Source organism: Allobosea sp. UC22_33 (genome assembly GCF_042700715.1).
Taxonomy (GTDB): domain Bacteria; phylum Pseudomonadota; class Alphaproteobacteria; order Rhizobiales; family Beijerinckiaceae; genus Allobosea.
Window position 1 is genome coordinate 5,409,087 of record NZ_CP170556.1, and the last position, 13,572, is coordinate 5,422,658.

General features: G+C 66.1%; 15 protein-coding genes. 12 read left to right on the forward strand and 3 right to left on the reverse strand.

Annotated elements, in window-relative coordinates:
- The first annotated feature begins 12 nt into the window (after positions 1-12).
- The 8 genes from ACFJGT_RS26140 to ACFJGT_RS26175 all read left to right on the forward strand — a co-directional run bounded on the left by ACFJGT_RS26140 (position 13) and on the right by ACFJGT_RS26175 (position 6,742).
- Positions 13-1,143 (forward strand): extracellular solute-binding protein, encoded by a 1,131-nt coding sequence (locus ACFJGT_RS26140; protein WP_377844449.1) that lies wholly within the window; start codon positions 13-15, stop codon positions 1,141-1,143.
- 184 nt (positions 1,144-1,327) lie between these two features.
- Positions 1,328-2,158 carry an ABC transporter permease gene (locus ACFJGT_RS26145; protein ID WP_377849079.1) on the forward strand — a complete coding sequence of 277 codons (831 nt, stop codon included), beginning with the start codon at positions 1,328-1,330 and terminating at the stop codon, positions 2,156-2,158.
- Positions 2,155-2,970: an ABC transporter permease gene (locus ACFJGT_RS26150; protein WP_377844454.1), complete on the forward strand. Its 816-nt coding sequence runs from the start codon at positions 2,155-2,157 to the stop codon at positions 2,968-2,970. Before ACFJGT_RS26145 ends, ACFJGT_RS26150 begins: the two co-directional genes overlap by 4 nt.
- 117 nt (positions 2,971-3,087) lie before the next feature.
- Positions 3,088-4,005 carry a GntR family transcriptional regulator gene (locus ACFJGT_RS26155; protein ID WP_377844456.1) on the forward strand — a complete coding sequence of 306 codons (918 nt, stop codon included), beginning with the start codon at positions 3,088-3,090 and terminating at the stop codon, positions 4,003-4,005.
- Positions 4,002-4,838, forward strand: a complete 837-nt coding sequence (gene kduI, locus ACFJGT_RS26160) for a 5-dehydro-4-deoxy-D-glucuronate isomerase (RefSeq protein ID WP_377844459.1) — start codon at positions 4,002-4,004, stop codon at positions 4,836-4,838. The genes ACFJGT_RS26155 and kduI overlap by 4 nt, the downstream gene beginning before the upstream one ends.
- A complete protein-coding gene (gene kduD / locus ACFJGT_RS26165; RefSeq protein WP_377844461.1) occupies positions 4,838-5,608 on the forward strand; it encodes a 2-dehydro-3-deoxy-D-gluconate 5-dehydrogenase KduD in 771 nt (256 codons plus the stop codon). Before kduI ends, kduD begins: the two co-directional genes overlap by 1 nt.
- Positions 5,609-5,708: 100 nt before the next feature.
- Positions 5,709-6,326, forward strand: coding sequence for an aldo/keto reductase (locus ACFJGT_RS26170; RefSeq protein ID WP_377844464.1), 618 nt, complete (start codon positions 5,709-5,711; stop codon positions 6,324-6,326).
- Entirely contained in the window at positions 6,260-6,742 is a 483-nt protein-coding gene (locus tag ACFJGT_RS26175) for an aldo/keto reductase (protein WP_377849080.1), read from the forward strand. Before ACFJGT_RS26170 ends, ACFJGT_RS26175 begins: the two co-directional genes overlap by 67 nt.
- Before the next feature lie 3 nt (positions 6,743-6,745).
- Here the strand turns inward: ACFJGT_RS26175 and ACFJGT_RS26180 are convergent, their stop codons facing one another.
- The 3 genes from ACFJGT_RS26180 to ACFJGT_RS26190 form a co-directional block, all read right to left on the reverse strand.
- Entirely contained in the window at positions 6,746-8,011 is a 1,266-nt protein-coding gene (locus tag ACFJGT_RS26180) for a M20/M25/M40 family metallo-hydrolase (protein ID WP_377844466.1), read from the reverse strand.
- Positions 8,012-8,055: 44 nt separating this feature from the next.
- On the reverse strand, positions 8,056-8,985 hold the full coding sequence (locus ACFJGT_RS26185) for an acetamidase/formamidase family protein (protein WP_377844468.1): 930 nt from the start codon (positions 8,983-8,985) through the stop codon (positions 8,056-8,058).
- A gap of 148 nt (positions 8,986-9,133) precedes the next feature.
- A complete protein-coding gene (locus ACFJGT_RS26190) occupies positions 9,134-9,814 on the reverse strand; it encodes a GntR family transcriptional regulator (protein ID WP_377844471.1) in 681 nt (226 codons plus the stop codon).
- A gap of 172 nt (positions 9,815-9,986) precedes the next feature.
- Between ACFJGT_RS26190 and ACFJGT_RS26195 the strand changes: the two genes are divergently transcribed.
- From ACFJGT_RS26195 to ACFJGT_RS26210, 4 genes are all read left to right on the forward strand, one after another.
- A complete protein-coding gene (locus ACFJGT_RS26195; protein WP_377844474.1) occupies positions 9,987-11,168 on the forward strand; it encodes an ABC transporter substrate-binding protein in 1,182 nt (393 codons plus the stop codon).
- An 83-nt stretch (positions 11,169-11,251) separates the two neighbouring features.
- Positions 11,252-11,974 carry an ABC transporter ATP-binding protein gene (locus tag ACFJGT_RS26200; protein WP_377844476.1) on the forward strand — a complete coding sequence of 241 codons (723 nt, stop codon included), beginning with the start codon at positions 11,252-11,254 and terminating at the stop codon, positions 11,972-11,974.
- Positions 11,967-12,707, forward strand: coding sequence for an ABC transporter ATP-binding protein (locus tag ACFJGT_RS26205; protein ID WP_377844478.1), 741 nt, complete (start codon positions 11,967-11,969; stop codon positions 12,705-12,707). The genes ACFJGT_RS26200 and ACFJGT_RS26205 overlap by 8 nt, the downstream gene beginning before the upstream one ends.
- Positions 12,697-13,566, forward strand: a complete 870-nt coding sequence (locus ACFJGT_RS26210) for a branched-chain amino acid ABC transporter permease (protein WP_377844480.1) — start codon at positions 12,697-12,699, stop codon at positions 13,564-13,566. The genes ACFJGT_RS26205 and ACFJGT_RS26210 overlap by 11 nt, the downstream gene beginning before the upstream one ends.
- Positions 13,567-13,572 lie beyond the last annotated feature (6 nt).

The following is a 13,572-nucleotide window of genomic DNA, read 5'->3' on the forward strand; positions in this document are numbered from 1 at the left end:
GGAGTCAGACACATGCGCATTATCACGCTTGCCTGCTCGCTTGCTGCGCTGATCGTGGCTTCGCCGCTATCCGCGCAGACCCTCAACGTCGCCTCCGCCGGCGACCAGAACATGGTCGACTACGTCAAGGACTATCTCGGCCCGATGTTCGAGAAGGCCCATCCGGGCGTGAAGGTCGTCTCGGTCGGCACCGGTCCGGGCGATTCCGGCTCGCAGAAGATCTACGAGAAGCTCGACGCCCAGAAGGGCGCCGCGACCACCGATTTCGACGTCGTGGTCATCCACCAGAAGGCCGCCGGCCAGATGGTCAAGGAAGGCCTGCTCAACAAGTACACGGCCAATGTCGAGACCGCGAAGCTCGCCACCGGCGACTCCGCCAGGAACTCGCTCGGCACCGATGTCGGCGGCTTCGTCATCCCGATGTTCCAGTCGCAGACCGCGCTCGCCTACAATGCCGACATGGTCAAGACGCCGCCGGCGACCTTCGCCGAGCTCGCCGACTGGGCCAAGAAGAACCCCAAGCAGTTCGGCTATAACGGCATCAAGGGCGGCATGTCCGGCGTCTCCTTCGTCGCCGGCTGGGTCTATGCCTTCGGCGGCGACGCCGACAAGCTGATGAAGGGCCCCTATGACGCGGCCACCAAGACGAGCTGGGACAAGGCCTTTGCCGAGCTCAAGGAGTTCAACAAGAACGCCGTGATCACCCCCGGCAATGCCGGCACGCTCGACATGCTGAACCGCGGCGAGATCGCGATCGGCCCGGTCTGGGTCGACATGTTCTATTCCTGGCAGGCCGACGGCAAGCTGCCGCCGAACATGAAGCTGAAGCTCGTCTCGCCCGGCATGCCCGGCCAGCCGATGTATTACGCCGTGCCGGAGAAGTCGGCGCATAAGAAGCTGGCGGAGCAGTTCATCGCGCTTGCGACCTCGCCGCAGGTGCAGGCCGACGGCATCGTCAAGAAGTTCAACTGGTATCCGGGCATCGACGCCAAGAACCTCGAAGGCAAGCTCGACAAGGCCGCCTGGGACAAGCTCTTCACCGACGTCACCCCGGCCGAGCTCGCCGCCAACGGCAAGCCCTTCCCGATCGCGCCCTATTTCAACGACATTCTCGAGGGCTACGAGAAGAAGGTCGCGAACTAAGCTTCGCCTGACGGGATGGCGTGGGGAACACCGCGTCAACCCGGCTTCATCCTCCGTCATCCTCGGGTTTGACCCGAGGATCTCATGACCAGTTCGCTCTGGTTTCCGAGATGGTCGGGTCAAGCCCGACCATGACGGCTTTTTCCGCTGCCGCGGATTGGTTTGCCGGAACCAGAGAATGTCCCTGTCCCAACGCAATCTCGCCCTGCTGCTGATCGCGCCCGGCCTCGCGCTCGTCGCGGCGCTGTTCCTTTATCCGCTCTGCTTCTCGCTGATCTCGGCCTTCACCGGGCCTGAGGGCGGCTTCTCGCTGCAGGCCTTCGGCAAGGCCTGGGAACTCTATTCCGGCGATGTCGTCTTCACCGTCGTCATCGTGCTCGCCTCCTGCCTGCTGACTGGCCTCGCCGCCATCGTCATCGCCGGCACGCTGACCCTCGGTGAGAACCGCTGGATCGTCGGCACGCTGAAGGCGCTCTATCGCTGGCCGCTCTTCATCCCCTTCATCGTCGCGGCGCAGTGCATGCGCACCTTCCTCGCCAAGAACGGCTTGATGAACAATACCTTCGTCTCGATGGGCTTGATGGAGCCGTTACAGGCGGTGAGCTTCCTCGACTGGCGCGGCATCATCGCGACCTTCGTCTGGAAGCAGACGCCCTTCGTCGCGCTGCTGTTGGCCGGCGCGCTCGCCGCGCTCGACCGCGCCACGCTGGAAGCCGGCCGCAATCTCGGGGCATCGCGGATGCGCGTCCTCGTCGAATTGGCTCTGCCACAGGTGATGCCGCAGCTCCTCGTCGCGCTCGTCCTCTCCTTCGTGACGATGCTCTCGGTGCTCTCGGTGCCGATGATGGTCGCAGGCTCGCAGCCGACCATGCTGACCGTCGACATGGCCTTCCGCATCAATGCCTATGGCGACTACGCCACCGCCAATGCGCTCGGCGTCATCACCTATCTGATCTCGGCCGGCGCGGCGATCATCTATCTCAAGCGCGGCATGGCGAAGGAGGGCACGCCATGATCCGCGTCGCCTCCGGCCTGCGCATGGTCCTTGCGGCCTTCGCGCTCGCGGCCTTCGCCTTCTTCCTGATCGGCCCGCTGGTCAATCTGGCGCTCTGGTCGGTCGCCGAGCGCTGGTACACGCCCTACAAGCTGCCGGTCGTCTACGGCACGCGCTACTGGGAGCAGGTCTTCCGCCCGACCGGCGACGCCATGGCCTCGCTCGCGACCTCGGTCTGGATCGCGGTGCTGACCGTGCTCGTCGCGCTCGCGCTCTCGATACCCGCCGGCTACGCGCTGGCGCGATTGAAGCTGCCGGCGCGCGCCTTCTTCATGGTGCTCTTCCTGCTGCCGCAGGCTTTCCCGTCCGTCGCGATCTACATCAACGTCGCCCGCGTCTTCTACAATATCGGCATCAACGGCACGGTCTTCGCCGTCGTGCTCGTCCATGCCGCGCATGGCCTGGTCTATTCGGTCTGGATCGCGGCCGCCGCCTTCGCCGCCGTCGACAAGGATCTCGAGCTCGCCGCCCGCAATATCGGGGCGTCGCCGCTCAAGGCCTTCTTCACGGTGACGCTGCCCCTGGCCGCACCCGGCATCATCGCCAGCGGCATCTTCGTCTTCCTGGAATCGCTCGACGAATTCACCGGCACCTTCTTCGTCGGCGTGCCGCAGGTCACCACTTTGCCGCTGCTGCTCTACAACGCGGCGATGGGCGGCAACTATCAGGTCGCCTCGATCACGGCGCTGATCCTGCTCGTGCCCTCGGTGCTGTTCATGCTGTTCATCGAGCGCTTCCTGCGCGCCGACGTGCTCGCGAATGTCGGGGCCTGATTGCGGGCGCGCCAACCGGTGGCGTCATCCCGGCCGAAGCGAAGAGCCGGGATCCATGCCTGAACCTTGATCGGAAGCGTTCCGGCATGGATCCCGGGTCAAGCCCGGGATGACCCGGTGGTTCCGGAGGGACGTGAGCTGTTTCGTATCAATGCGCATCAGGGCCGCTGCCGCCGCAGCGGCCCTGATGCGTTTGCCGACAGGTCCGAAATCGACTTGATTGAAACTAATATACTAATATATGAATTGCGAAACGAAATCTCGGGAGGGCGCTCAGTGGCGGCTGGCGGCATCGTGGCTGCGGGTTCGGGCTCATCGGGACGGCGCACGGCCGCGGCGGTGATCCGCGACGCGCTGCGTGCCGAGATCGTCTCGCTCGCCATCCCGCCCGGCAGCCCGATCGTCGAGAAGGAAATCGCCGAGGCCCACGCGGTCAGCCGTACGCCGGTGCGCGAGGCCTTGCTCAAGCTCGCCGACGAGGGGCTGGTCTCGATCTTCCCGCAATCGGGCACCTTCGCTTCGCTGATCCCGTTTCGGGCCTTGCCCGAGGCACTGGTGATCCGCCGTTCGCTGGAGGAGACCTGCGCAAGGCTCGCGGCCCGGCATGGCGCCGGCCGGGCCGATGGCCTCGCCCGCATCATGGATGAGCTGGCCGCGCGTGCCGATCGCGGCGAGCGCGAGCTGTTCCATCAATCCGACGATGCCTTCCATGCCGGCATCGCCGAACTCGCCGGCTATCCCGGGATCTGGCGCTTCACCCAACAGGTGAAATTGCAGATGGACCGCTTCCGCCGGCTCACCCTGCCGCAGCAGGGCCGCATGGAGCGCGTGCTGCGCGAGCATGGCGCGGTGGTCGAGGCGATCCGGCGCGGCGATGCGGAAGCCGCCGCCCACGCCATGGGCGAGCATCTCGGCAAGCTCTTCGACGACCTCGACGCGGTCGCCGCCCTCAACAGCCCCTATTTCGACATGGGCGACGGTTCGGAGCGGCCACGGCGCGCTGCCTCGCCGGTCGCACGATTGGAGACGACATGACCATCGACATCCGCCAGGTTTCGCATCCCGAGGCCGTGAAGCGCTTCGATACCGCCGAGCTGCGCTACCATTTCCTGATCGAGACGCTGTTCGTCGCCGGCGAGGTCAGGCTGACCTATAGCCATCTCGACCGCGTCATCGTCGGCGGTGCCATGCCGACCACGAAGCCGGTCGTGCTGCCGACGCCGAAGGCAGTCGGCACCGACGCCTTTCTCAGGCGGCGTGAGCTCGGTGTCGTCAATGTTGGCGGGTCGGGCAAGGTCTCGGTCGACGGCAAGGACTATCCGCTCGCCAAGCGCGATGCGCTCTATATCGGCAAGGAAGCGGGGGAGGTTTCCTTCGCCAGCGACGATGCCGGCAACCCCGCCAAGTTCTACCTGCTCTCGACCCCGGCCCATGCGGTGCATCCGACCAGGGTGATCCGCGAGGCCGATGCCAAGACGCTGCATCTCGGCGAGCAGGCCACTGCCAACAAGCGGACGATCCGCCAGTACATCATCCCGGGCGTCTGCGAGACCTGCCAGCTCGTCATGGGCGTGACCACGCTGGACGAGGGCAGCATCTGGAACACCATGCCCTCGCATACCCACGACCGGCGCTGCGAGATCTATCTCTATTTCGACGTGCCCGAAGACGCCCGCGTCTTCCACTTGATGGGCGAGCCGCAGGAGACCCGCCATCTCGTCGTCGCCAACGAGCAGGCGATCCTCTCGCCGGGCTGGTCGATCCATTCCGGCGTTGGGACGAAGGCCTATTCCTTCATCTGGGGGATGGGCGGCGACAATGTCGACTATACCGACATGGACATGGTCGCGACCGGGGACTTGCGCTGATGGCCTCGCCCTTCGACCTCACCGGCCGCACGGCCATCGTCACCGGCGCCAATACGGGCTTGGGCCAGGCGATCGCGGTCGCGCTCGCTGAAGCCGGCGCGGGCATCGTCGCCGTCGGCCGTTCCAGCATGGCCGAGACCAAGGCGCTGGTCGCCGAGACCGGCCGCCCCTTCCATGAGATCGCTGCCGACCTCGGGACGTTGGAGCCGATCGCCGGCATCGTCGAGCAGGCGGATGCCGCCGCCAAGGCCGATGGCTCGCGCCTCGACATTCTCGTCAACAATGCCGGCATCATCCGCCGCGCCGACGCGATCGACTTCACTGAGGCCGATTGGGACGCGGTGATGGACGTCAACCTGAAGTCGACCTTCTTTCTGACGCAAGGGGTCGCGAAACGCATGCTCGCCGACGGCAAGGGCGGCAAGGTCATCAACATCGCCTCGCTGCTCGCATTTCAGGGCGGCATCCGCATCCCCTCCTACACGGCCTCGAAGAGCGGGCTTGCGGGCCTCACGCGCCTGCTCGCCTGCGAATGGGCGGGGAAGGGCATCAACGTCAACGCGATCGCGCCGGGCTATTTCGTCACCAACAACACGGAAGCGCTGCGCGCCGACCCCGCCCGCAACGAGGCGATCCTGGCGCGCATCCCGGCCGGGCATTGGGGCAACCCGCATGAGCTCGGCGGGGCCGCCGTGTTCCTCGCCTCGGACGCTGCCGCGTACATCCACGGCGTCGTCCTGCCGGTCGACGGCGGCTGGCTGGCGCGCTGACGGCGAGACCCGCGGATTGTCGCGGGGATGAGCGGAGGCAGGCTTGCGTGCCCGCCGCCGATCCGCAACTCTGCCGGCCCTTGTCTGAACCGGGTCTTCCATGGCGAACGCGGCCGCTCCGTCCTTTCCCGTTCCGCCGGGCCGCCCCTTCGCGGGTCTCAGCCCCAGCCTGATCGGCTTCGGCGGCGCGCCGCTCGGCGATCTCTATGGGCATCTCGACGAGGTCACGGCGCAGGACACGGTCCGCGCCGCGCTCGCGGCCGGCATCAACCTCCTCGATACCTCGCCGCTCTACGGCCATGGCCTCTCCGAGCATCGCATCGGCGCCGCGCTCCGCAGCGTGCCGCGCGAGAGCGTCATCCTCTCGACCAAGGTCGGGCGCTGGATGCAGGCCGGCGCGCCGAAAGGCGACGGCTCCGGCTATGCCGGCGGCCTGCCGCATCCGGCGGTGGTCGATTATTCCTATGACGGCGCGATGCGCTCCTTCGAGCAATCGCTGCTCCGGCTCGGCACCGACCATATCGACATCCTGCTGATCCACGATGTCGATGTCGGACCGATGGCGACCGGATGGAGCAACGCTTCACCGAGGCCATGGATGGCGCCTATCGAGCCCTTGAGACGCTGCGTTCGTCCGGCGCGGTCAAGGCGATCGGCGTCGGCGTCAACGAAGCCGAGATGTGCGTGCGGTTTGCCCGCGCCGGCGATTTCGACGTGATGATGCTGGCCGGCCGCTACTCGCTGCTGGAGCAGGGCGCCTTGCCGGAATTCCTGCCGCTGGCACTGGAGAAGAAGATCGCGGTGATGCTGGCTGGCGTCTTCAACTCCGGCATCCTCGCCACCGGGGCAAAGCCCGGCGCCTTCTACAACTACAAGCCGGCGCCGCCCGAGGTGCTGGCCCGCGTCGCCCGCATCGCGGCGGTCTGCACCAGCCATGGCGTCGCCCTGCCGCAGGCGGCGCTCGCCTTCTGCGCCGCCCATCCGGCCGTTGCCACGATTGTGCTCGGCGCCGTCACGCCGCAGGAGGTCGCCCGCAATCTCGACCTCGTAGCGCGACCGGTGCCGGCCGCGCTCTGGTCCGATCTCAAGGCGCAAGGACTGCTTGCCGAAGCGGCGCCGGTCCCCGAGGCCTGAGCCTTACTTCCCGGTCGAGCCGAGATAATCGACCGCGCAGGCGACATGCAGCTTCATCACCGCGATCGCCTCGTCGATGGTGACGTGCTCCTCGTCGGTGCCCATGCTGATCGGCGATGGCCCGCAGATCAGGGCGGGCACGCCGCGCCAGCGCCAGTAGCGCGTATCGGTGCCGCCCAGGCTCGACACCGGCGGCGCGTCATGGCCGAGCAGCTCGCGGATATTGCCGCGCAGGATATTGGCCATCTCGCTGAACGGATCGGTCAGGCTCGCGGGATAGCTGTGGTCCTCGTTGACCACCATCTCGCAATCGGCCTCGCGGGCGAGCGCCTCGAGATCGGCGCGGATCGCGTCGCGGTCGGAGCCGATCGGGATGCGCATGTCGAGATGGGCGATGCAATGCGTCGGGATCTGCGTCGCCTTCTGCCCGCCCTGCAGGATGCCGACATTGACGGTGATCCGCCTTGCGACATCGCCGGCGCCCTTGCCGAGATTGAGGTCGGCCGCCGCGATCGTCTCCGGCGAGGTCAGCACCGCGTCGATCTCCGGCGGCAGTGCGGCGAGCTTGAGATGGTAGCGGTCATAGATCGCGGTCACGAGCCGGCTCACATCCGCGATCGGGTTGCGTGCGCGATGGGCGTAGCCGCCATGGCCGCCGATGCTCCTGGCCGAGAGCGAGAAGCGCAAGGTGCCCTTCTCGGTGAAGCGCAGATTGGCGAGGCCGCTCGGCTCGCCGTTGAGGCAGCAATCGGCCTCCATCTCGTCGCCGAACGTATCGAACAGGAACTTGGTGCCGTAGCGCCCGCCGGATTGCTCGTCCGAGACCACGGTCAGCGACAGCGCCCCGTTGAGCTTCTCGCGATGGGGATAGAGCTGGCAGAAGGCCAGGATCGAGGCGAGCGTCCCGGTCTTCATGTCGGAGGCGCCGCGACCCATGATCTTGCCGTCGACGATATCCGCATCCCAGAGCTTCTCGTTGGTGACGGGGAAGATATCCATATGGCCGTTGAGCATGAGATGGCGGCCGGGCTTCCCGGCCTCCCAGCGGCTGATGATGTTCGGCATCTCCGGCACGAAAGCCTCCGTGCGATGCGGCACGCCGGCGGCATCGAGCAATTCGCGCACGAAGGCAGCGGCCTCGCGCGTGTCGCCCGGCGGGTTGACGCTCTTGATGCGCAGGAAGCGTTGCAGCAGCGCGACGATCTCGTCGCGACGCGCATCGATCGCCTGAAGCAGTTCGCTCTTCAGGGCGGCTTTATCCGTGGACATGGTTGGTCTTCTTGGTCGGCGTTTCGAAGGACGATGAAAGGCGCTCAGCGACTGCGGAACGACATCGCGCGCGTCAGTTCGGTCTTCTCCAGCCGGGCGGCGACGCAATAGGCGGGGTTGAAGACATTGGCGATGTCGTAGCGCACGGCCTGCCCGAGCAGGTGGCTCGCCTCGATGGGATCGACGCCGAGGGCATCGCCGACCCAGCGCAGCAATTCCGTCGTGGCGAATTGCAGGGGCTGGTCGAGCGGGCGCCCGCTCGCGATCACCAGCAGGTCGGTCTCGGTCTCGCAGCGCGGCCAGCGCAGGTTCTGTTTCTTGACGAGCTTCACCGAGAATTCGACCTCGAACGAGGTCTCGACGCCGGTGCCGGCGATCTCGCCATCGCCCTGGCAGGCATGGCCGTCGCCGAGGAAGAGCAGCGCGCCGTCGACGAAGACCGGGAAGGCGATCGTCGCGCCCGGCCCGAACAGCCGGTAGTCCATGTTGCCGCCATTGGCGCCGCTGGTCGCGGTCGAGATCGCCTGGCCGCGTTCCGGTGCTACGCCGAAGCAGCCGAGCATCGGCGCCAGCTGAAAGCTCCAGTCCTTGATGCGGGCGGAGGGCTCCAGCAGCTTCACCGTGCCGGCTTCCGCGTCAATCGCCCATTCGTAGCGCTCGCGCTTCGGCAGTTCGTGCAGCATGCCGGGGTCGAGCACGCCCGGCGCCAGCGGCGAATAGGTCCAGCCGGTCTTCCGGTTCGGCGTCATCCGCTCGATCGTCACCAGCAGCGCGTCGCCGGGCTCTGCCCCGGTGACGAAGAACGGGCCGGTCATCGGGTTGCCGCGCGGGGCATGCTGCGCGCTGTCGCCGCCGAAGCCGGCCGCATCGAGCGTGGTGGTGACGACGCTGTCGCCGCTGGCGATCTCCAGCACCGGCGGCAGGGTGGCGAGCACGTTCGAATAATGGGTCGGAACGAAGTGATGGCGCGCCATGGAAGCCTTCCTGAGCCGGGTTCGCGTGTCCTGCGGCGACCGTAGGAGCAAGCTCCCGGCTTGAGAAGCGTTCACGGACGAACAGGTGCCTTGCGTGGCGGTCCGCTGGTGCCGCCGCCAGAGCGCAGACATCGATGTCCGGCGAGCCTCAGATGCGTTCGAAGTCGTAGTACTTCACGTACCACGTGCTCGCGCAGAAGATGTCTTCCATGATCTTCGCCTTCAGCGCCGCGGCGTCGCGGTTGCGGGCGGCTTCGATGATCGCCTCGTGCTCGGCGAGGCCGGTGTGGTGCAGCGACATGCCGTCCACCGATCCGGTCAGGCTGGCATTGAGGATCGGCCCCGCGCGCAGCCAGAGCGTCTTGATCAGCCGCGACAGGATCGGCGACCGAGCCCGGTCATAGATCGTGAAATGGAATTCCCGGTTCCAGGGCAGGATCTTCTCGGTGTCGCGGGTCATGACGGCCTCGGCCATCCCGGCATTCGTGCGGACGAGATCGTCGATATCGGCATCGGTCAGGTTGGCGGCGGCCTCTTCGGCGGCCATGCCTTCGAGATTCATGCGGATGGCGGTGAGCTGCCGATAATCTTCGCGGCTCGTCAGCGGAATCCGGGCCGAGCGGTTGTGCAGCATCTCGATCGCGCCTTCCGCCGCGAGGTTCTGCATGGCTTCGCGCACCGGCACCAGGCTGGTCTGGCTGGCCTCGGCGATCGCGCTGATCTTCAGCACGTCGCCGGGGGCGTATTCGCCCCGCATGATCGCTTCGCAGAGCTGGTTATAGACCTGCTCGCGCAGGCTCACGGCCACGATCGGCTTCTTCAACGGCATCTGGCTCCAACCTTCTTTCCAATTTTCATATATGATCGATGATCGATTGACAACGCGTCGAGCGCCCCTATAGTCGCGGACCAAGAAAAGCCGTCGCAAAGAACGCAATCACGAGGGGACCACGATGTTCAGTCTGCGCAATGTGGCGCTGGCCACAGGTTTTGCCTTGTCAATGTCAGGGGTGGCCATCGCCCAGCAAGATCTCGTTCGTATTGGCGCCATCGCGCCGTTATCCGGGCCTGCCGCAAATCTTGGCGTTTCGATGAAGCAGGCCTTCGAGATCGTTGCTAAGGAAGCCAATGCCGCCGGTGGCGTGGAGATCGACGGGAAGAAGCGCGATATTTCGTTCCTCTTCGAGGACAGCCAGGGCAAGCCGGAACTCGGGCTCGCTGCCGCCCAGAAGCTGCTGACGCGCGACAATGTCGATGCGCTCTTCCATAGCCTCGTCGCGTCTTCAGTGGCTCTGGCGGTGATGGAGCTGGCGCCGAGCTTCCCCGACAAGCTCTTCCTGAGCGGGCAGAACGTCTCGATCCAGATCGCGCGCAAGATCGCTGCCGAGCCCAAGAAATACGCCAATGTCTGGAAGCCCGGCTGGAATTCGGATGCCTATGCCGCGACGGTCGCGGGCCTGCTCGCCTCGCTCGAAAAGGACGGCAAAGTCAATCTCGGCGGCAAGACGGTCGCCTTCATCGTCGAGGACACCGATTACGGCGCCTCGAACCAGGACGACATCCAGAAGCTGCTGGCGGCGGCCGGCTGGAAGGCCGGCGGCACCGAGGTCGTCCCCGTCGGCAATTCCGATTTCTACCCGCAGCTCGCGAAACTGACCGCCAGCAAGCCCGATGTCGTCGTCTCCGTGTTCACGGCTGCCAATTCAGGCATCGCGCTGGTCAAGCAGATGAAGGAGCGCGGGCTGAAAGCCCTGCATGTCGCCGTGCCCTACGGCAATTATACCGAATTCATGGCCGGGTCCGGCCCCGAGAAGAACGGGCTCCTCTCGGTGCCGCTGATCTACGACCCCGCCAACAACCCGTCGCACCGGGACTTCGCCGAGCGGCTGAAGACGGAGCTCAACGTCAGGATCAGCCAGGATCATGCGCTGGGCTACTGCATCGGCAACGTCATGATCGACGCCATGAAGCGGGCCAAGACGCTCGATTTCGACAAGCTCAATGCGGCGATGGCGGCGACCGATTACAAATGCATGCTCGGCCGCTGGGTGTTCGATCCCAAGACCCATTCGCCGATGATGGGCGCCGAGTATCTCGCGCTTCCCGCCAGCCAGATCCAGAACGGCGAACACCGCGCGATCTGGCCGGCCACCGCCGCCACCGCGGCCTACCAGCCTCAATAAGTCACCGGGATCGCGATCTCGCCGATGGGCCGCGCGGTCATCCGCACGGCACCGCCCCCTCGCGCAATCTGGGAGCTCCCGAGATGACGACCATCCTGCGCGTCGCCAACCTGACGAAGAGATTCGGTGGATTGGTCGCCGTCAGCGACGCGAGCTTCGAGGTGTCCGCGGGTGAAATTCTCGGCCTGCTCGGCCCCAACGGTGCCGGCAAGACGACCTTGTTCAACACCCTCGCCGGGCTCTACCAGCCGACGGCCGGCCGCATCGAATTCCTCGGGCGGGACATCAGCCGCAGCAAGCCGCATCGCCGCGCCGAACTCGGCCTCGCCCGCACCTTCCAGATCACGCAGCCCTTCGCCGAGCTGACCGTCGAGGAGAACGTGATGGTCGGCACGCTCGCGCGCTGCAACCGGATCGCCACGGCGCGCGAGCGCGCCCAGCAATATATCGGCTTCGTCGGGCTGGAGGCCAAGCGCACGACGCTGGGCAAGCAGTTGAGCACCGGACAGCGCAAGCGTCTGGAGCTTGCCCGGGCGCTCGCCACCGAGCCGAAGCTGCTCCTGATGGACGAGGTCACCGGCGGCGTCGACCAGAGCGCGATCCCAGGCCTCATCGATCTCGTCGTGAGGCTGAAGCGCGAGGGCATGACGATCGTCATCATCGAGCACAACATGCGCGTGATCTCGCAGCTCGCGGACCGGCTGATGTTTCTCGACAATGGCAGGACGGTCGTGACCGGCGCCCCGGCGGAGGTCGTCGGTCATCCCACCGTGCAGTCGCTCTATCTGGGGCGCAAGCATGCTTAAGGTCGAGAATCTCAACGTCCATTACGGCAGCACGCAGATCCTCTGGAACGTCTCGCTGCAGGTCGCAGCCGGCGAGATCGCCGCGATCATGGGGCCGAACGGCTCGGGCAAGAGCACGATCCTCAAGGCGATCATCGGCCTGGTGAAGGCGAGCTCCGGCGCGGTGACGCTCGACGGCGAGACGCTGCTCGGCGTGCCCACCCACGAGATGCTCGCCCGCCGCGTCGGCCTGATCATGGAGCGGCGCTGCCTCTTCCCGGCGATGACCGTGATCGAGAACGTGCGCATGGGCGCCTTCCATCCCGTGGCGGCGGCCCAGTTCGACGAGAACCTCGCCTGGGTCCGGCAGCTTTTCCCGCTGATCGACCAGAAGGCGAATGCGGCGGCCGGCCAGCTCTCCGGCGGCCAGCAGCAGATGGTGGCGATCGCGCGCGGCCTGATGGGTGCGCCGCGCTACCTGATGATGGACGAGCCCTTCCTCGGCCTGTCGCCCAAGATCGTCGACCAGATCGCCGATGTGATGCGCGCCGTGAAGGATCGCGGGATCGCGGTGATCTTCAACGAGCAGAACGCGCATTTGTCCTTCTCGCTGTCCGATCGAGGCTACCTGCTCGAAAGCGGCCGCATCGTCATCGAGGGCTCGGGGCTGGGCATGCTCGAGAACGAGACGATCCGGCAGGTCTATCTGGGAGTGGAGACGGCGGGTCAGGCGGGAGATGGCCATGTCGCCTGAGCTGTTCGTCACCCAGATCCTGAACGGGCTCGTCTCCGGTTCGATGTATGCCCTGATCGGCGCCGGCGTCGCGCTGATCTACGGCACGCAGCGTATCCTCAATTTCGCGCAGGGCGAGTTCTTCATGCTCGCCGCCTTCGGGCTCTTCGTCTTCTCGACGCAACTCGGCCTGCCGCTCGTGGTCGCCGCCGTCTTTGCGGTCGTCCTGGTCACGGCCTTCTCGGCGCTGGTCTACCGCGCCGCGATCCAGCCGCTGATGAACCGCGAGGGCTGGGAGTTCTCGACCATCGCGGTGACGCTCGGCATCTCCGTTCTGCTGCAGAACATCGCCTTCCTGCTCTGGGGCGAGAAATACCAGACCGTGCCGTATTATCTCGACGGCAGCATCGGTTTTGCCGGCATCACCATGCCGTTGCAGCGCGTGCTGGTCTTCCTGACCTGCGTCAGCGTCATCGTCGCGATGACGCTCTTCCTGAAATACTCCCGCACCGGCTGGGCGATCCGGGCGACGGCCCAGCAGCCCGATGCGGCGGCCGTGGTCGGCGTGCCGGTCCAGCGCATCCGCATGCTGACCTTCGCCATCGGCTGCGGGCTGGCCGCGATCGCCGCGGTGGTGCTCGCTCCGATCTTCGCGGTCAATCCGTGGATCGGCGTGCCGCATCTGCTCAAAGGCTTCGTCGTGGTGATCATGGGCGGCATCGGCAGCTTTCCCGGCGCGATCCTAGCCGGGTTCGTGCTGGGCATCGTCGAGGCCATCGGCATCACGCTGACCTCGTCGGAATGGCGCGACGTGATCGCCTTCGCGACCGTGATCCTGGTCATCTGGCTGCGGCCTTCCGGCCTGCTGGGCAAGAGTTAGGAGCGG